Here is a 19,437-nt window from a genome sequence, read left to right on the forward strand (position 1 = left end):
TATCTCTTATTTATACTTCTATCGGAGACATGAATTAATAAGCCTGCAAACTACGTCTCCAATTAAACAGAAATAGTTTTTAGTATATTGAAATTAGAGGGAGGGAGTTATTTTGTGAAGTGGCCAATTGAATGAATGTGGTTTGTGTGAATCAATGCGCATTTTTGCGAAGTATAGCGCTGATTTTGGTGATTATTTTGCCAAGTTCATGTTTTTCTTAGCAGCTATGACACAAATCGTTATAAATTTTCGCTCTGATGATGAGGGAAATGTTTTGTATATAAAATGATCACTGTAAAACCCAAACTCGTTTGATCTTGGCTTACTCTGTTTAATACAACCAGAAAGGGTATTTCTCTCTGTACTATAATTGCGACCGTTTAGAAATCTTATGCCTTAGATATCGTTTATTTATTCTTATTCGATACCTTACCGTGTTTATCCCGCTTTCGATACCCGGATGTTAAAACAAATAGATTCAATCTAATGAGCGAAAGTGAAACGTAAATAACGAGGCGTTTTCTTCGGATATTACGATGTGCACTATCATTGAATTAATGAAAATGAAATGGAGTAATGTAAAGCGTTGCATCTGTGGCTGCTCGCTTTGAGCTTCGATTTAAAGAGTAGGGTTGAAAGAATTTGTAAGTGGTGAATTTTAAGAAAGGATAGTAATGAGATACACAGTAAGGAACGCAGTCAGAGAGGAAGCAACTCAAATCGCCAAGATACATGTTGATTCGTGGCAGGTAGCATACAAAGGGTTAATGCCACAGAGCTACATCGATCAGTTTACGATTGAGCGCCGAGAAAGGATGTGGACGCGAGTCATGACTGAGCAACTGGCCCAATTGATCGTCGTTGAGAGACAAGGGGAAATCGTCGGCTTTTTAAGTTACGAACTACCTAACCACACCTGTGAAGATAAAACGGCGTGGGTAACATGTTGCTATGTCTCTCCTTTGCATTATGGGCAAGGGACAGGGAGTGCATTGTTAGATGAACTAGAAACGCGTCTACTCTCTACGCCCGTTATGCAGATAAGTTTGAAAGCACTGGATACCAATAAACAGGGGCTTAACTTTTACAAGAAGTGTGGTTTTGTGCGTACTGGAGAGGAAGAGGCGGAAATCATTGACCGTATGACGCTGACGGATCTCACTTTAGTGAAGTACATTGCCCGTTCGTAAATCAATTGTTATATGCCACATATAGTAAAACCCCGGAGGTGGTAAGACTCCGGGGTTTTGAAATTTTTTAGATGTCTCGGTTGGTAAGTCCGATTATCTTTAATGCAAAAGGTTTGGATTTAATCCGATTAATTCCTTGGTAGGGAATTAGATACGGATGAAGTCCATGTGTTCAACTTTTGGCTTGAACGCGTGACGTTGAACGTCTTGTGGCTTAACTTTAACTTCTTTGCCATCGATAACTAGAACTAGGCCTTCGTAGAATTCAGGCTTGTCCATTTGGTTTACGATGTCGTCGTGGTTAAGAACGATAGCTACTGCTGCTTCTTCACCGCCGTATACAACTGCAGGGAATTTGCCAGCGTGACGTAGGCGGCGGCTCGCACCTTTACCTAGTTCAGTACGTACTACTGCTTCGAATTTCATAGTATTTACTCTCAAATTAGTAAAAATCAAATGTTCACAATCAACAATGCGACCTTGTTGTTCGTGGTAAAGCTTGAAACAGGAACTGTTCAAGCGAGCGCGGATACTATCATTCCACTTATAAATGGGCAACCCAAATCGTATCCAAATCAACAAAAAGGTATGATTTGGCTAGGTGTAAGGCTATCCCTTTTAACGCTTTGCTTGGATTTTGTTCACATCGGCTTCATTTTCATCGGTTTACTAATCATGGTCCGAAGAACAAAGTTTATGCGTTATATGCTTTATGTTCGGCTGAGATGTAAGACTAAAGATGCTTTTAAGCCACCTAAAGCGCTCGCTTCCAGTGTTAATTGACCTCGGTAACTGTGTGCCATTTCACTGACTATATTTAGACCAAGACCTGAACCAGGGGTTGCTTCATCCAATCTAACGCCTCTCTTGATTACTTGACTCAGTTTCTCTTTAGGGATACCTGGTCCGTCATCTTCAATGATGATGTGTATATTGTCTTTATCCTGAGAGGAGTGCACACGAATCATGTTGTTGGCCCACTTATAGGCATTTTCAAGCAAGTTACCCAGCATTTCGTCGAGATCGGTCTGCTCTACCGCTACATTCAGCTCTGAATCAAGTTCATTAATTAAGGAGATATCTCGGCTCGCATACACTTTATCAAACGCCATTGAGATAGCATCCACACGCTCTGCTGGGTTCGATTTCACTGATAAAATATTCATAGACCCCGCCATGCGGGCACGGCCCAGATGGTAATCGATATGATCTTGTATTTGATTGATCGGAGTACGCAGGCGGGATTGCGTATCAGGTTCTAACGTCTGTACTTCATTTTTTAGGACTGAAAGTGGGGTTTTTAGCGCATGTGAGAGATTGCCTGCATGATTCCTAGCTCGTTCTAACAACTCCTGATAATGGAAAAGCAGAGCGTTGAGGTCGAAGATAAGAGGAGAAATCTCTTTCGGATAGGTTTCTTCTAGACTCTTTTTGTTACCAGACTTCAGCTCGGCCAACTCTTTTTGTAACTTCGTAAGCGGACTCAATGACCATGCAATTTGCAGCAAAATGACGGCAAGAACCCCTGCGAATAATAAGCCTAAAATAAGCCAGAGTTGCCCGATTAGCGTTTGCAGGGTGCTTTTGATAGGCTCTTCGTCAATACCAATAATGATATGGATAGGCCCATCGTAATCTGGTAAGTACAGAGCTTTTTCGATGGTAATCAGCCTTTCGCCTCTCGCGCCGTAAGCATCGTTATCCAGACCTTTGTATTCGATTTTTTTGTCCCACAAAGAACGAGAACGCTCGAGACTCGTCTCAGTAGAGGCACTCCAATATAAACCACTGTAAGGTCGGTTAAATCGAGGGTCTGAGAGCAGAGCAGCGAGTGAGAGGTGCCCAGTCTCATCGACTTCTAACTGAGCGGCGATTTCATCCATAAAAATGCTCAGCTGTGAGCGAGTGTCGTCAACCATATAGTTGTACACTTGGGTCGGTATCGTCACACCAGCTGCGAGGATCATTGCCGTCAACCAAACGATCGCCGCTAAAACGAGGCGACTTTTGATACTCAGTCGTTTTATTGCGTTCAACGGTAGCCTGTTCTTATTCGGCATTTAATTGGTATCCCAACCCTCGGACAGTTTTTATGATCTTTGGCGCGATTTTTTTGCGAATTCGGCCGATAAAAACTTCGATTGTGTTGGAGTCACGATCAAAGTCTTGTTTGTAAATGTGCTCGACGAGTTCGGTGCGAGAAATTACTTTTTCTGGGTTATGCATAAAGTAAGCGACCACTTTATATTCCAGCGCCGTTAAGCTTACTGCTTGCCCTTGCCACATTACTTTAGAAGTGCGCGTATCCAAGCTCAAGTCGCCAATTTGCATCACAGGAGAGGCGTTACCTGATGCTCTTCGCAGTTGCGCGCGAATACGAGCGATAAGCTCAACCATTTCAAACGGCTTAGTTAGGTAATCGTCTGCACCTGCGTTTAGACCTTCAACTCGCTGCGTTAGGGTATCGCGAGCACTCAGGATAACGACAGGGGTATTGATGTTTTCATCTCGAATGCCTTTTAGCACAGTGAGGCCATCCAATTTCGGCAGTCCTAGATCAAGAACAATAGCGTCCCATTCTTCCGATGTCGCGCGATACAGAGCGTCTATGCCATCTTGAGATAATTCTGGTACCCAGCCGGTACTTTCTAATGTTTCGATGATTTGCTCGCCTAAACGAGGGTCATCTTCAACGACAAGTATTTTCATATTGGTGATTCTTATTATGTTTGGAGTGTTATCGACGTAAGCTACGCATTGAGTCGGGATTACGCATTAGACCAGTTTAGTTGTTTTGTGGCTTTAACGCTTTGTTAAAGCTGCGACCTTTGATCTCAAGCATTTCCAGCGTGGCGGCGTCATACTCAACTTTCAGGACGCTATTGTTGTACAGGATTTTCAATTCATACACCCAAGCATCATCATCTTCTTCAAGCTCGACCTTGATGATACGGCCGTATAGGTCGTTTTCTACTGCGGCGTAAAGGTCCGAAAATGGTCGTATATATCCTTGCTGAACCGCGCGATAGACCTCATCTTGATCTTCATCGAATTCAATACGTGTTCCAGGCTTTTCGACATCTTGCACGATGGCGTGACCATTTTGTGAGGCATAGTAGTCGTCATGCTTGGCGAAACTTGGTGCACACATCAATGTCGTGATAAGGCCGAAAAGTAACGCAGAATGTTGAGAAGTCGTTGCTTTATACATAGTCAAACCTTTTCTAGAACGTTAGCCGCAGTATATCGGATATAGATGAACAGAGAGTGAATCATCGAGTTCAGTTTTACTAAATGTTGCGGACGTTATTTCAACTCGTCTTCAAAAATTTTGTCTCGCAATTTCCAAAAGCGACCGGATTTCCTTGCAATAACAAACTGAGGCAAACGGAAACGATGTTGATTGGCAACAACACGTGTCGGTGAAGCCTCTTCAAAAGGGCGATGCTTGTCTGCCAAGTGAGGGCGCACAAATTGGTCTTTAAACGTTTGTTTTTGTTTTTTGGTACTCAATGACCAAAACTCATGAACTAACGCATTGCCTTCGCCTTGGTATGGTTCGCCAGAATATGTCACCTTGAGTTGAGATTTACCATCACTGGACTTGAATACTGACAGGTCCATTTCTGTGCATTCAAATATCAATGCATCTTTCAGATTAAGGGCTTCTTTTAATTTTTTATCTGGATCAACAAGCGTTGCGTCACACTCATGACAAATGCGCGCAGCGATATCGTTGTCGGCACCACATTCACCACAGTATTTGGCACGAAAACGGTATCCACAGTGTTCACGTTCGCCTGTGTCTTCATCTTCAAAGTAACCTTGGCAACGTCTGCCAAAGTGTTCAACCAAGAAACCGTTACTATCCAATTTACCCCAGAAGTTGTTATTGAATCCGCAAGCCGGGCAGGGAATCGTGATAATTTCACTGTCAGAGTCTGGTTTGGGATCACCGACTTCAGGTTGGTATAAATCGTAGCTGTTGCCTGCGTAATCAAGCACTAAACATTCTGATTTTCCGTCTGATAAGCGTAATCCTCGCCCTACAATCTGCTGGTATAGACTGACTGACTCTGTTGGTCGCAAAATCGCGATTAAATCGACATGCGGCGCATCAAACCCGGTAGTCAGTACCGAAACATTGACCAAATATTTTATTTGACGATTCTTGAACGCTTGGATGATCGCATCGCGCTCCGGCGTAGGTGTATCACCAATAACGATTTCAGTTTCGCCTTCTGGCAGTAAACTGTGGATCTCTTGTGCGTGTCGGACAGTCGCGGCGAAGATCATGACACCTTGACGTTCTCTCGCATATTGCATGATTTGCTCAACAATTTGCGGAGTGGCGCGTTTGGCTTTATCGATCACCATGTCCATTTCTGCTTCTTTGTAGCGTCCGGTGTTTGCGGGTTTCAGTTGCGAGAAGTCATAAGACAAAACAGGCGCGTCCATCATTCGTGCCGGAGTGAGGAAGTTTTCGTCGAGCAAGTAACGGATCGGCAGTTCGAAAATACAATCGCGGAATAATCGAGGCTCTTCGGTGCGTACTTGACCTCGGGTGTGATACTGATAAATCCAGCCCATTCCTAAACGATAGGGCGTTGCAGTTAGTCCCAGCACCTTAATGCCTGGGTTCAGTTCTCGTAAGTGAGTAATAACTTTTTGGTAGCTGCTGTTTTTGTCATCCGGCACACGATGGCACTCATCAATAACGAGCAGAGAAAACTGGTTTTTGAACGAATCTAAGTTACGTACGACCGATTGAACCGAAGCAAACACGACTTGCTGGTCAGTTTCTTTTCGCCCCAATCCTGCTGAGAAGATGGAACCTTTTAAACCATAACCTTCATACTTCGCGTGGTTTTGCTCGACCAGCTCTTTTACGTGGGCAAGGACTAACACTCGTCCTTTCGCAAGGCGAGCAAGCTCTGCGATCACCAAGCTTTTTCCGGCACCAGTAGGCAGCACGATCACTGCTGGTGTCGAGTGTTTACGAAAGTAATGAATGACGGCTTTAACCGAGTCGGCTTGATAAGGACGAAGTGTGTACATGAAAATATGTGAAATTGCTCAACTATTCGAACGAGGAGCGCTATAATACCTGACTTTTATACCCAAGTGACCTTTAAACCAAGATTTAGAGATCACTTGGGTATAATTCAATGAGGTATTCATGCGTTTAGATAAATATTTGTGTGACGCTCTGGGTGCAACACGCAAACAGGCAACAAAGATCATCAAAAGTGGAGACGTCACCGTTGACGGTGAGATTCAAAAAAGTGGTGCATTTAAAGTACCTGAAGGTGCAGAAGTAATGTGGGAAGACCGTGTTATTGGTGCTCCTGGTCCTCGTTACATTATGTTGTATAAGCCTGCTGACTTTGTTTGTTCACATGAAGATGGCTACAACCAAACTGCATTCGCATTGCTCGATGAGCCTAAAATTGAAAACCTTCACTTTGCAGGCCGATTAGACGTAGACACAACCGGTTTGGTGTTGATTACGGATGACGGTAAGTGGTCTCACCGTATTACCTCACCTAAGCATAAGTGTGAGAAAACGTACCGTGTTTGGCTTGTCGATGCGATTCAGCCTGATTACGCGGAAAAGCTCGAACAAGGCATCATTTTGCGCAATGAATCAGAAGCAACATTACCTGCTCGTTTGGAGATCGTGAACGAGGCAGAGAATGAAGTATTGTTAACTATTGTGGAAGGTAAGTATCACCAAGTGAAACGCATGTTTGCGGCGTTAGGAAATAAAGTTGAGTACTTACATCGTGAGCGTATTGGTTCGATTGAACTCGATGAGGCACTAGAACCTGGTGATTATCGCTACCTCACGCAGGAAGAAATTGATTCTATTTGGAATTAATTATCGGCATGGGAAATTCTTTAGTTCCCAATTGGAACTAGTTTTTTGGTAGGAATTGGCTCAAAATTAATTTTCCTACCAAAATTAGTGCCTAGACAATTCCGGTGTGCTTACTCATCTGAGTGATATGCCTTTGCATTTAGCTGAGCCATGCATACTCTTATTGCAAAGCATTCGGCTGTGGTGAATAAATGGTGGAATCAATTCCATCATTTTTACTGCATTGTGTTTATTTCCCATAAACACACTTCGCTTTCACACGCTTTTCTATGTCGAGTTCGTCAAGGTCACACCTTGGTACATATTTGCCCTTATGATTCTCGAACGTTGATAGAACAGGCCTTTGGCTTCTAGATATCAGCGATATGAGAACCGTCCGTTACGTTCACTTTGCTCTGAAAGTATTGACGAAAGGGCTCCAACAAGAGGTAAAAGAATGACAGAAAAAGCTCAAAGCGCTCCGCAATCCCAAATCAGTTTTCTATTGTTTCTTGTATTAGGAGCGATTGGTGCTTTGACGCCTTTGGCGATCGACATGTATTTGCCTGCTATGCCAACCATCGCGAAAGATTTGGGTGTTGCGCCTGGCGCGGTTCAGATTACGTTGACGGCTTATACGGCAGGTTTTGCGATTGGCCAGTTAATTCATGGGCCGCTTGCCGATAGTTTTGGCCGCAGACCTGTACTGATTTTGGGTGTGCTTTTCTTTGGATTAGCGGCGGTAGTGAGTGCGACCACAAACGGCATCGATGCATTGACTTATGTGCGAACAGCACAAGGTTTTGCTGGCGCGGCAGCGGCGGTCATTATCCAAGCTGTCGTGCGTGACATGTTTGACCGTGAAGACTTTGCCCGTGCAATGTCTTTCGTCACCTTAGTGATCACCATGGCACCCTTGGTCGCGCCTATGATAGGTGGTCACCTAGCGATCTGGTTTGGCTGGCGTTCGATCTTTTGGGTGTTAGCTATTTTCGCTGTGGTGGTAATTCTACTGGTACTTTGGAAAATCCCAGAGACGTTGAAACCAGAAAATCGTCAGCCGCTTCGTTTTCGCACTACGATGAGAAACTACGCCAGATTATGCTCCAACCCTGAAGCGATAGGTTTGATGCTTTCTGGAGCGTTTTCATTTTCCGGAATGTTTGCATTCCTGACTGCGGGCTCGTTTGTTTATATTGATTTATATGGTGTTCGACCAGACCACTTTGGTTATTTATTTGGTTTGAACATTGTTGCGATGATCATCATGACCAGTATTAATGGTCGCTTGGTGAAAAAAGTTGGCTCTCATGCCATGCTTCGTTTTGGGTTGTTCGTGCAACTTTTGGCGGGGATTGGTTTATTCGTAAGTTGGTTAATGGACTTCGGATTATGGGGCATCGTACCTTTTGTTGTGCTGTTTATCGGTACATTGTCGACGATAGGTAGTAACGCGATGGCGCTGCTTTTAAGTGGCTACCCATCAATGGCGGGTACAGCGTCGTCTCTAGCGGGGACGTTAAGATTTGGTATCGGCTCATTGGTTGGCGCGCTGGTGGCATCATTACCCGGTAATGCGGCGTGGCCTATGATCATCGTTATGTTTGCTTGTTCTGTGCTTTCAGCACTGTTTTATTGGACTTTAGGAAGAAAGGCGTAATGTCGAATTACACCAAAGAAATTCAAAACTTAGTTAACTCAGCACTTGAAGAGTTAGATCAAGAGCATCGCTCAGGTAAGTTAGCCAATGCCCCTGTTGCGAATAACCATTATTTAGTGCGCTGGGTTACCAAAGCACTTAAATCTCAGCGTTTCGGTCGAGCCGTAGGCGATGACTTAACACGTTGGCAAAAAGCGGGTCGTTCAAAGGGTAATGACGCTGGTTTGTTGTTTATCTTCAAGCGTATTTCCGTTTTTTATGCTCAGTTTTTTCCTGAAGATGAAGATTCAAAAGTGATCAAAGACTCTGACGTCGAAGCATTTTTAGATGTGATGGAGCAAGCGGGTTGGGAAGTTTCTACCTCTGAACAATTGGTTGGTTGTGGCAAAATCCAAATCTTCACGGAAGGTCAAAACTCTTTGGCGCTATGCGCAGATCAATGCGAAAGCTGCTTCGACGGCGAGCTGCTCGTCAAACCAATGAGCTGGTTTGTGCGTGGCAACCATGCTGAGTTTGTTGAGAAAGCAGCGCAAGCGGGCTTTATGGTGCATAAAGTGACGGATTACAAATCGATGGTGAAATACCACGGCGAGTACCTTATCTTTCCTGCAAACGAAGGTAACCAATTGGCTGAGATTCCGTTGAGCTTCCAAGCTTAATCAACTTATCACAGCAGTAGAATTGAAATACGAAAGCATCAGGCGTTTGAAACGTCTGATGCTTTTTTTGTTACGTCACTCTGTATTTAAAAGCGATATTTCCAATAGACGCCACCATATAGACCTTCATAGCTTTGCAAAACGTCGCCCATCGTTTCGGTTTCGTTATTAAACAAGTAATCCTCTTCTGAGTAGTCTTCATAACGGAGGTTAAGCTGCACGTTTTGATTTTCAGATACTTCATAGTCAGCGATGACTTCAAATCGGTACGAGTTCGCCTCGTTATCAGGATATTGGTAGCCACCAGATGTGGTTGAAGATTTTCCATCAGCTTGGCTGTAGCTGTAATCAAACGAGATAGAAAGTTTGTCGTCTAGTAGCTGCTCTTTACTCACACCAAAGCCAATGGTTGTGATGTCATCTTTGAGTTTGGTGGTGTAGCGATTCCAACCGACAACGTCAGAGTTTGCTTGTTGTTGCTCGGAGCGGATGATCTGTTGATTGTAAAAAACATGCCCGCTTAGTCCGTCGAGTAAATTGAAGTTAAGGCTGAGGTCGTAACTGTAATCTTCCCCTTCACTCAAACCAATATCGGGTTTTGCATAGTCATCGTTGCCGTACCAAAGCTCTGCAAGCAATTGGACATCGTCGGTCATGTCATAACTGCCGTGGCCACGGAGCTCAATCCTCTCTTTGTTGGCTAAATAGTATTGGCGCAAATTAGGCGAGTCGCTGCTGTCGTCCTGCCAATCAGAGCCATCGCGAAAAGAGTAGGAGACTTTACCGCCTAATTGCCACGGTCTATTTGGTCTGTACTGGGCCCCAACAAAAACGCGTTGTTCATCGGTACGTTTCCTATCAGCATAACTTCGCTCATCTTGTCTAAAATGGTAACCCGTATTCACTTTTACATCAGAAGTAACACGATACTTGAGTGTTGCTTCCAGTTTGGTTTTGGTGTGGTCGTATTTTTCTCTCGTCGATCCGATGATGGTGTTTCTATCGGAGTTATCGTCTTTATCTGAATAATCCGCAGAAATGGCGAAAGCAGTGTCTCGCGAAAGTTTGTTGTGGTAATCCGCGCTCATTTGCCAAGTGTTGGTTTCGCCATGGAATGTATTGGAGTTAACAGGGGACTGTGGAAACGGATTTAACCCGCCTTCAGAAGACGTCTGTGACCAAAGTAAGCGGCCACTGAACGTTTGTTGATTCAACCGATAATTCCCCGTGACAGCAAACTGGTGAAAGTCGTTGTCAGGCTCATACGCGAGGTGGTTAGCGTAAGGATTGGTAGTGCTGCCGTAATAAAGTGCGGACTTGTCATTTCTAAAAAACGAGCCGCGATACGCAATATCCACCAGCCAAAAATCTTCCATGTAGCTTACTCCTACTTGAGTATTTAATGTTTCATGGTCGACGGCTTTGGGTATGAATCCCGGCGCGTTGGCGTAACCCGGAATAGTCGGTGAATAAAGCGAAGTTGTGCCTTCTTTACGTTCGTGCTTCATGGATGCATATGGCTTCCATGGCGTATGTGGTGTGTACTTGAGTTCTAACTTAAACGTCTCTCGCGACACTGAGTTTTCATATTTCGATAGGTCACCACTGACGAATGCATCCTCTCTTGGATGATACGCACTGAGTGAGGACTGATTCCAGAAATACGGCGTTTCACTATAACTGCCGAGGACACGTAATCCGTCGTACTGGCCCATTTCCCACTGCAGTAAAAAGCGTTGCAAACCAAGATCTTCGACGACGATTCGATTGTAGAACCCATCGTCTTCATATTGTTCGATATCGGCGTTTAGGCTCGCGTTAAAGTGTTTATTGTCAGAGTTTGTACCGTAAACGGGTGGATTCCAATTATAGAATCGCGAGGAACCATTGTTGTTAAGGTAACCGACGCCAGCGCTGACTTCTCCAATCCACGTGCCGTCGCTGCTGCATTCACTGCACTGCCAGCGGCTAGTGTCGGCCGGTTGAGAACGTTGTAACGAATAATCGTTGGCGTGCGCTTGCACAGCAAAAGCAAGGGAAATAGCGATGCACAGTTGAGATAGTTTCATGCCTCCCTCCTAATAACTTAATGTTTGACCACGTGGGTGGTTAGAGCCATGCACTTGATTGTGGCAGTTCAAACAACTTCCGCCGCGCACTCTCAAGTCGTTTTCAGGAATGGCTACGTTTGCATGTGGCACACGGTGACATTCCTGACATAGCATTGGCAGCCGTTTATTGAGCAGGGCTTTGTTCACTGAACCATGAGGTGTGTGGCAGGATGTGCAATCTTCAGTTACTGGCTCATGCTCCCATAAAAATGGGCCGCGTTTTTCCGCATGACACTCGTAACAAGCGTTATTGACGGTTGACCAGTTCAGGCTCGCTTCATTTAATGTCTGATGTGGATTGTGGCAGCTAGAACAAGTCATGACGCCGTCGATAATAGGGTGACGACTGCGTTTGTGGATATCTGATTTGGTGCGGGAGTGACAATCGGTGCATTTGTCTGCTTGCATTTCGTCAACCATCATCGGATCGTCTTTTTGATGCAGTTGGTGACAGCTTGCACAAGACAGCCCTTCAAAAGCGTGCTCGCTACTATGCCAAGTCGAGCGTTTCGCATCTTGGTGACAAGATAAACACACGCTGTTTTGCTTTTCGGCCGGAACAGGGGAGTTTGGCCCAAAAGTGATCATCGGTTCACGAACTTGTCCCTTTCGTGGATTGCGTTCGTGATTGTTCGCTGGGCCATGGCATGCTTCACACTGTTTATCATTCATTGGCCCATGCAGGTTTGCGGACTTGCCATGAATGTTGTCGAAAATACCCGTAGCAGGTTTGTCTGATGTATCGTCATGGCAACGAAGGCAGCCATCTGGTCCGCGGCGTGAATATTTCCCCTCGGAAAACTTGGTGTCTAATATGGTTTCAATTTCTTCTTGAGTTAACGTCGCCGCCTCGGGTTCTGGCTTGGCGACATCTTCCGAACTGACGGTGAAGATGACGCCTAACCCAAGTATCCCAGCTACCAACCACCGCAGAAACATTGCTTTCATAGCTCTTCCTTTTCTTATCCTTAATTGTCAAAGCATTGTGTTCAATGACGAATTCAACGGTAGTCGTATACCTTGTGAACCTTATCTACCCCTTGTGACTGACCAATAGCATGGCAAGTTGCACATTGCTCGGAGCCCATGGCTTGTGCTGCTGTGTCTGCTCCAAATACCGCGCCGTGATTCAGCATATGGTTCAGAGGCGCATCTCCTGCCACGGTATCCGGGTCAGCATTAGCTAAAGATGACTCTAAGTGACACGCGCCACAGGCGACTAATGCAGGACTAAAGTACTTACCACTTGCCAGAGAAGGGCGCGTATTTTGTTGGCTAGGTAAGTTGTATTGAGCATTGGTATGGCAGGCCTCACAGTTGTTGACTGCGCCAGGGAAAGGCGCTTCACCGCTATGAGCGGAGCCAAAGGCATGGAATGAGTGCACGTGGTACTTTAGATCAGCCGCCATTCCAGGATAAAACGCAGAACGTTCAGAGTTATGGCAATTTTTACATTGTTGGAAGTTGGTTGCGGCATGCGGATGCTCACCAAGCTTATGGATAGTCAGCTCTTTGTGACAATCGTTACACGATGAAATGTCCGCGCCCACTGGCAGTTTGTGTTGCTTGTTGATACCAGACACATCAAACGAGCCGGATGCGTTATTGGCGGCAATGACGAAAGGCGATTTGATAAGATCGATGCCTTCAAACGTGACGCATTCGGCGAGCTCGCCATCTCTACGGTTAGCGCAAAGTGGCATGTCGGCGATGTTAACCGTCAACGTAGAGTTGGCGATTGGCTTAATCGCAGCGTCAGTGAAGTCTTTATGACACAAGAATAGGCCTTCTCCTTGAGCCTCACAGCCGTCACCAAGTGCGCCATCATCGGCGACGTTGAGACTGTTGTTTGCAACCATCGGGCCTTGGCCGTTATCCCAGTTCAGCAACAAATTGAGGTGCCCATGTTCATTAATGAAAGGGGTCAGTTCGTTGATGGATCCAATACCTGTGCCTGCTTGCGACACTCTTAGTTCAACCTCAAACTGGTCATCAATAAATCGCGCGCTTTCAACGTTGATTTCAAGCGAATCACGCGCTTTTGCAAGATTCTCTGAACGCATTACGTGAACCGTTTTAGCACTTCGGCTCGCGTCTTGGCCGATGATTGGATCGCCATTGTCGTCTCGGTCATAAGGTCGGTGACAGCCCGAGCAGGAGTTTTGTGGCTCGCCGTTTCTTACCCAAGCTGTACCGATTTGGTTATCATGCGCGCCTCTGTCTCGGTACAAGTGACAAGTCTCACAGGCAACTTGGCTTGGGTGTTCAAACCAATTGTTGGCGTCTGATGCTTTCGCGACATCGGTTGAATGGCAGGTTGTACAGTTGCGGGCATCTTGCGGGAAAGGGTTGCCTTCAATGACTAAACCATTGATGTCGGTAACGAGCACGTCATTCTCGTCGACAGGCTGTTTGTAAGTCTCGGTGTTATTTCTGTCGCTACCTAATTTGAAAACATTACCGTGGTATTGATGAACAATGGCAGCGAGAGGGCGTCTGGCTGGCGCAGCGCCAGGGTTACTGTCATTGTGGCAAGCGGTACAAACGGCAATGTTGTTATCAATTGAGCGATAACCCGGTCCATGATGAAGCGGTTCGCCCATATGGCAGTTTTCGCAGGTGCCTTTTTCTATTACATTGCGAGAGACAACCGCATCTGAACTTTCTTGCGGCACCCATTCAAACACGTAGGTAAAACCGTTGCCTTGCTCGCCATACGCCATGACGATTCGGTGGAGTTTATCCGCATCCCAAGCGATAAAACCATTGTTGCTAGAAGAGTCGGCAGTATAAGGATCGGACACTTTCAAAACGTCAGGAATGGCAAACGTGTAGCGATACCCCTCGTCTGTTTTTACTAGTGTTCCATCCCAAACACTCTCCATGCTGGCACGGTTATTTGCGGTATTACTTGAGTGATGGAAACTCTTCCAATAAGTGTTGCCATGGCGCCCATTGAAGGCAAAGGCTGGATCGCTCGAGTTTTGTGTATCGACACGAGAAGGCATTGCTTTAAGAAGTGCGATGCGAAAATCTTTCGTTTCGTCTAGCTCATGAGGTCTGCCACTGCCGTCTTTGACGGTAAAATTGACCACCAGTTTGGTTTCTCCGGTTTCTTGAGTGACCAATGATGGCTTGGAAACACTTATCTCGAAATCACCAACTGCAGGTGGCGGTGTATTCTGATCGTTTTTGCTGTCTGGACCACATCCGGTGAGCAGTAAAATAAAAAATATTAATGTAGCGATCGACTTTAAACCGTTCATAGTCCCTCTCGATTCGTCCTAAAGTAAGTGGGAATGCATGGGAATGGTTGAATATTCCAATAAACGATTGATTGAAATATTAATTTTATATTCAAGACAAAAGAAAAATATCCATATTTACATCGCTTGAATAAATCGAAATACATGGCTTGTAAGAGTATAGACGCAATATGAAATATTATTAAAATAAACCGCTATTTTTGTGTGTGAATTTTGGGGTTGAATTTATTATCATTTTAAATCAATTGTTTGGGTTGGATTTTCTGCGATTTAAGAGGTCGGCGCAGAAAAAGTAAGGGTATTGAACTACGCTACTTTAAATAGTTGACGGCTTAATATTTTTATCTTGGATATCGTTGGTTTTAAGTCGCATTTATAAATTGATTTTCTTATCGTTTATTCGTTGTCTGGTTTTGATTAATAAAGATAATTACTACGGAGTCAGTCTAATATGCACCAACTAATTAAATTCTCTCTAAAATTTTCCTCGGTGTTAGTCATTAGCTCAGTTTTGGCCTCCCACAGTTTAGCGTCACCAAGTGAGCTAATTTCAAAATACGAATGTGAAGCTTGTCATGGGCCAAACGGTGTTAGCTCAGACACGAATATTCCTACCATCGCAGGGATTCCCGAGTTCAACTTTTTTGACCAGATGTTGCGTTACCTTGAAGGCAGACCCTCAGCTTCGGTTAATCACGTATACGGAGACACGAGAAAAAAAGGCGACATGGTGTCGATAGTTAAATCTTTATCTGAGGCGCAGATTGAAGAGTTAGCAAAACATTATGCTGGGCTTGAGTTTGTGCCAGCTAAACAGTCTTTTGATCAAGCGTTAGCGATGAAAGGTAAGGCTATCCATGCGAAAAGCTGCGAGAACTGTCATTCGGATGGTGGCAGTAACGCTCTGGATGAAGCTTCGATTTTAGCTGGTCAGCAGAAGGGCTATCTCGCCACTGCGTTGCAACAGTTTAAGCAAGGGAAACGCTCCGTTGATAAAAAAAATGGATGAGGCGTTCAAAGGGCTTAGTGCCGATGATTTAAACGCGCTCGTAGAATACTATGCGAGTTATCGCTAGCGCTGCTTTGGGATGAACACCAATGAGTTTATGGCGTAAACCAAACAGAAAATGGATGCTCGGCATACCAATTGGTGGCTTATTGGCGTTTATCTTTGGTGGGGCGGCCCTCAGTGTTTTTCACTTTGGTATGGATTACACCAATCGCAACGAGTTTTGTTACAGTTGCCATATTGGGATGGATACGATAGTTGAGGAGTACCAAGCATCTCCACACTTCAAAAATGCTCAGGGTGTGGTTGCCGCTACGTGCAGTGATTGCCATGTCCCTAGGGAGTTTTTTGCTAAAATCGCATTGAAAATCGTCGCTACAGCCGACATCTATCACAAACTGACTGGAGAAATTACGTTAGAGAACTTCGAGGCGAAGCATCGTCCGAGGTTGGCTGCTGAAGTCACACAGCAGTTTATCGAGAATAAATCAAAACAGTGTCGATATTGCCATTCCGTTGACAAGATGGATTTCGAAGCGCAAGGACGAACCGTTGCGCGTCGACATCAAATGATGGAAAGTCGAGAGCAATCGTGCATTGATTGCCATGCGGGGATTGCTCATCACCTACCTATTTCTCTAGATTCTCCAGAGACTGTCCCACCTGAGGAGTAATACTGATACTTTCGGCTTCTTTCGCGATGGCTTTGACCATGCCTTTGAATATGAATAGATGGGCTGGCATCATGGCAAACCAGTAAAGCAGCCCGAGAAACCCCTGTGGGTGCCACCAAGCGGTGATATCCAGTTCTCGTTCATCACCATGGTCTTTGATGGTAATTTCTAAACGTCCAAGCCCTGGGCCTTTCATCCCAAAAAACAGTGAGAGGAACTGATTTTCTTCGCAGCGAATCACTTTCCAAGAGTCAATATAATCGCCGACTTTGAGCTCCGGCCCCGGAGGAGAAACGCGAATCGGTTTCCCGCCACCAAAAAAGATGTCGAGCCATTCGCGTGTGCGCCACAAAATGTTGGCAAAGTAATAGCCTTTTTCACGACTCCCGATTTTTTGAGCCACTTTCCATAATGCCGCAGCGGAGGCTTGAGTTTTTATGCTCGCACCGGCTTGTTTAGGGTAGTAGCCATACCCCGGTTGCCATCGACGAAGTGCCGCTGGCTCAAAGCCCCAAACATTACTGCGCACAAACGTGCCTTCATCTTGGATGGTATCGGATACCGCTTGCTCGTAGCTGATCAGCGTTTGCGGAAATCGTGCTTCAATCGCTTTGGAATCGGCAATGTAGTCATGCTCTAACCCCGCGAGTAATGCTTTGCCGATGTTTGCTGGTACAGAGGTGACCAAGCCGAGCCAGTACGATGCCATTTTGGGGGTAAGCAACGGTGTCGACCACAGCCGATAAGGCTTGTTGGTGATTCGGCAAATGACTTTAAACTGCTCGCGGTAGCTGAGTGTATCTGGCCCACCAACTTCATAAATTTGGCTTTCTTCTGGGGGTGATGCTTCGGCCAACTGCAATAAATAGTGATTGAGGTTGGGTAGGGCAATAGGGTTGGCTTTTGAGTCGACCCATTTAGGCGCGATCAAAATAGGTAAGTTGTAGACAAAATCTCGCATGATCTCGAAAGCCGCGGAGCCGGGGCCAATGATGACGCCAGCACGCAATTCAGTTACTGGAACGCCAGACTGTCGGATAATTTTGCCCGTTGCTTTGCGAGCGGCTAAATGGCGCGAGTTTCCGGTTTGCGGTTGGATGGCACTTAAATAAATGACATGTTTGACACGGCTTTGCTCCAATGCGTATTTAAAGTTCAAAGCAAGGTTTAGTTCGTATTCAACAAAGTCATCGCCTTGTGCCATTCCGTGTACTAGGAAAAATACCAAGTCAAAATCGTTCACCACAGCGAGCGTGGCTTCTGCGTCGGCTAGGTCCAGATACCGCAACGTTAAATTAGGATGGGGCCGAGTCCTTGACTCCAAATAATCGATATGTCGCGCTGCGGCCGTGACGGCGTAACCTTTATCTAAGAGTAACGGAAGAAGTTGAGAACCAATGTAACCCGAGGCGCCTAGCACCAACACCTTTTTCATTATCTGTCCTTTTAATCGTTGGTGGAATAAACACCACAGAGTATAATCATGAGACACTTTTCCCATTCTATCAATAAGTTGTCGTTGGAGCGCTTGTGACTTTTCTCTCTCAACTCTCAATACATGCAGATAAAGCATTCTTACGTCGCTTATTCGCGATCGCGCTACCAATTACACTGCAAAGCATGATGTTTTCTAGCCGAAGCCTCGTCGATGTGCTTATGCTCGGCCAACTTGGTGAGGCTGAAATAGCCGCTGTTGGGGTAGCGGCGCGCGCGACGTTTGTTACTACCATCATGTTAGTTGGGGTGACGACGGGTGGTGCATTACTGACCGCACAATATTGGGGGGCAGGCGATAAAGTCGGGGTACGTCGCAGTACCGCTTTAACATGGATGATAGCCATGGTGTTTGCCGCCATTGCCGTTGCTTTGTTTGTTATTTTCCCACAGCCAGTCATGAAACTGACGACAGACTCACAAGAAGTGATTGGGTTAGGGGCCAGCTATCTAATTATTTCATCCGTTAGCATGTTTGCTGTTGCGTGTGTCGCTAGTATGTCGGTGGGGTTGAGAGCGATGCACCAACCGGGGCTGAGCACATTTTTTAGTGGTATAGGCATTCTGTCTAATGTTTTCCTCAACTGGGTGTTAATTTTTGGTCACTTAGGTTTTCCTGCTTTAGGGATTACAGGGGCAGCCATTGCAACGGTTATCAGTGGCGCTATCGAAGTCGGTTGTCTATTTGGCTATTTATGGCTGAAGAAACACATAATTGCATTTGGTTGGGATGATATACGCGCAGGTTTGGTTGTAGACAAAATAACGCGTTTCTTGAGCCTTTCCTTACCGACCACGTTTAACTTTTTGGCATGGGCTGGTGGATTGTTCGCTTACCATGCCATCATGGGGCAAGCGGGTGTGCAAGGTTTGGCAGCGTTGTCGGTGATGACGCCCGTTGAGTCAATCGCTCTCGCTATGATGATTGGCCTATCGAATGCAGCTGCGGTTTTAGTGGGTAACCAACTCGGCGCGAAAAACTTTGAACCTGTGTATTACCAAGCTTGGGCTACGGTCATTTTGAATGTGTTTATCGCATTTGTGGTCGCTGTTGTATTGATAGTGTCCAATCAATGGATCCTTAATGCGTTTAGTGCACTGACAGCGGATACTCGCCAGTTAGCTGAACAGTTTATGGTGATTCTTGCTTTAGGTGTCGTATTACGCTCGGTGCCGATGATGGTCATTGTTGGGGTATTACGTGCGGGTGGTGACGTGAAGTTTTGTTTGTATCAAGACATTCTTGCGCAGTGGGTGATCGGGATTCCACTCGCGGCATTTGCAGCGATTCAGCTCGGTTGGGAGCCACAATGGGTTTACTTACTCTTTTTGACCGAGGAAGTTGTGAAATGGACGATTTGTTTGCCAAGAATGGTGAGCCGAAAATGGATGAAAAACCTTATCGGTCAATAGAGGTAAATAGCGTTTACTGCAGCTGCAAAAATCTGCTCAATACGTCAACAAAATTAGGAACAGAAAGTGAATCGAGTTGCATTTGTACTCTCATAGTGTGA

At 45.4% G+C, this 19,437-nt stretch carries 16 protein-coding genes; 7 read left to right on the forward strand and 9 right to left on the reverse strand.

Annotated features, from left to right (window positions below; genetic code table 11):
* Positions 1-674 precede the first annotated feature (674 nt).
* Positions 675-1,190, forward strand: coding sequence for a GNAT family N-acetyltransferase (locus tag ACHFJ9_RS13945; RefSeq protein ID WP_317420035.1), 516 nt, complete (start codon positions 675-677; stop codon positions 1,188-1,190).
* Between the two features lie 147 nt (positions 1,191-1,337).
* Here ACHFJ9_RS13945 and rplY read toward each other — a convergent pair whose 3' ends face one another.
* The 5 genes from rplY to ACHFJ9_RS13970 form a co-directional block, all read right to left on the reverse strand.
* Complete coding sequence (gene rplY, locus ACHFJ9_RS13950; RefSeq protein ID WP_005393245.1) at positions 1,338-1,616, reverse strand: 50S ribosomal protein L25; 279 nt, start codon at positions 1,614-1,616, stop codon at positions 1,338-1,340.
* A gap of 284 nt (positions 1,617-1,900) precedes the next feature.
* Positions 1,901-3,250, reverse strand: a complete 1,350-nt coding sequence (locus ACHFJ9_RS13955; RefSeq protein ID WP_031780334.1) for an ATP-binding protein — start codon at positions 3,248-3,250, stop codon at positions 1,901-1,903.
* Positions 3,240-3,899, reverse strand: coding sequence for a response regulator transcription factor (locus ACHFJ9_RS13960; RefSeq protein WP_005378073.1), 660 nt, complete (start codon positions 3,897-3,899; stop codon positions 3,240-3,242). Before ACHFJ9_RS13960 ends, ACHFJ9_RS13955 begins: the two co-directional genes overlap by 11 nt.
* Positions 3,900-3,975: 76 nt before the next feature.
* Positions 3,976-4,401, reverse strand: coding sequence for a PepSY domain-containing protein (locus tag ACHFJ9_RS13965; protein ID WP_012841930.1), 426 nt, complete (start codon positions 4,399-4,401; stop codon positions 3,976-3,978).
* A 95-nt stretch (positions 4,402-4,496) separates the two neighbouring features.
* Positions 4,497-6,248 carry a DEAD/DEAH box helicase family protein gene (locus ACHFJ9_RS13970; RefSeq protein WP_395357172.1) on the reverse strand — a complete coding sequence of 584 codons (1,752 nt, stop codon included), beginning with the start codon at positions 6,246-6,248 and terminating at the stop codon, positions 4,497-4,499.
* 121 nt (positions 6,249-6,369) lie between these two features.
* Between ACHFJ9_RS13970 and rsuA the strand changes: the two genes are divergently transcribed.
* The 3 genes from rsuA (at position 6,370) to ACHFJ9_RS13985 (ending at position 9,369) form a co-directional block, all read left to right on the forward strand.
* Complete coding sequence (gene rsuA / locus ACHFJ9_RS13975) at positions 6,370-7,071, forward strand: 16S rRNA pseudouridine(516) synthase RsuA (RefSeq protein ID WP_145474222.1); 702 nt, start codon at positions 6,370-6,372, stop codon at positions 7,069-7,071.
* A gap of 436 nt (positions 7,072-7,507) precedes the next feature.
* Positions 7,508-8,710, forward strand: a complete 1,203-nt coding sequence (locus ACHFJ9_RS13980) for a Bcr/CflA family multidrug efflux MFS transporter (protein ID WP_182018946.1) — start codon at positions 7,508-7,510, stop codon at positions 8,708-8,710.
* The gene (locus ACHFJ9_RS13985; protein WP_301581515.1) at positions 8,710-9,369 is read left to right on the forward strand and encodes a DUF2913 family protein; all 660 of its coding nucleotides are present in this window, start codon (positions 8,710-8,712) and stop codon (positions 9,367-9,369) included. Before ACHFJ9_RS13980 ends, ACHFJ9_RS13985 begins: the two co-directional genes overlap by 1 nt.
* Before the next feature lie 86 nt (positions 9,370-9,455).
* Here ACHFJ9_RS13985 and ACHFJ9_RS13990 read toward each other — a convergent pair whose 3' ends face one another.
* From ACHFJ9_RS13990 to ACHFJ9_RS14000, 3 genes are read right to left on the reverse strand one after another with little or no spacing between them, the layout of a single operon-like run.
* Positions 9,456-11,438 carry an MtrB/PioB family decaheme-associated outer membrane protein gene (locus ACHFJ9_RS13990; RefSeq protein WP_395357175.1) on the reverse strand — a complete coding sequence of 661 codons (1,983 nt, stop codon included), beginning with the start codon at positions 11,436-11,438 and terminating at the stop codon, positions 9,456-9,458.
* A 9-nt stretch (positions 11,439-11,447) separates the two neighbouring features.
* Positions 11,448-12,428 carry a DmsE family decaheme c-type cytochrome gene (locus ACHFJ9_RS13995; protein WP_025540705.1) on the reverse strand — a complete coding sequence of 327 codons (981 nt, stop codon included), beginning with the start codon at positions 12,426-12,428 and terminating at the stop codon, positions 11,448-11,450.
* 53 nt (positions 12,429-12,481) lie between these two features.
* Complete coding sequence (locus ACHFJ9_RS14000) at positions 12,482-14,746, reverse strand: OmcA/MtrC family decaheme c-type cytochrome (protein WP_395357178.1); 2,265 nt, start codon at positions 14,744-14,746, stop codon at positions 12,482-12,484.
* Positions 14,747-15,197: 451 nt separating this feature from the next.
* On the opposite strand from ACHFJ9_RS14000, the gene ACHFJ9_RS14005 reads away from it, so the two are divergent.
* A complete protein-coding gene (locus tag ACHFJ9_RS14005; RefSeq protein WP_395357180.1) occupies positions 15,198-15,755 on the forward strand; it encodes a c-type cytochrome in 558 nt (185 codons plus the stop codon).
* Between the two features lie 89 nt (positions 15,756-15,844).
* Positions 15,845-16,429, forward strand: coding sequence for a NapC/NirT family cytochrome c (locus tag ACHFJ9_RS14010; protein WP_065645324.1), 585 nt, complete (start codon positions 15,845-15,847; stop codon positions 16,427-16,429).
* On the opposite strand, the gene ACHFJ9_RS14015 is transcribed toward ACHFJ9_RS14010, so the two are convergent.
* Entirely contained in the window at positions 16,386-17,864 is a 1,479-nt protein-coding gene (locus ACHFJ9_RS14015) for a DUF2867 domain-containing protein (RefSeq protein WP_394623310.1), read from the reverse strand. The genes ACHFJ9_RS14010 and ACHFJ9_RS14015 overlap by 44 nt on opposite strands.
* Positions 17,865-17,959: 95 nt before the next feature.
* On the opposite strand from ACHFJ9_RS14015, the gene ACHFJ9_RS14020 reads away from it, so the two are divergent.
* Complete coding sequence (locus ACHFJ9_RS14020) at positions 17,960-19,336, forward strand: MATE family efflux transporter (protein WP_395357182.1); 1,377 nt, start codon at positions 17,960-17,962, stop codon at positions 19,334-19,336.
* Positions 19,337-19,437: the final 101 nt, after the last annotated feature.

Origin of the sequence: Vibrio sp. D3, assembly GCF_043995865.1 — a bacterium.
Taxonomy (GTDB): domain Bacteria; phylum Pseudomonadota; class Gammaproteobacteria; order Enterobacterales; family Vibrionaceae; genus Vibrio; species Vibrio diabolicus.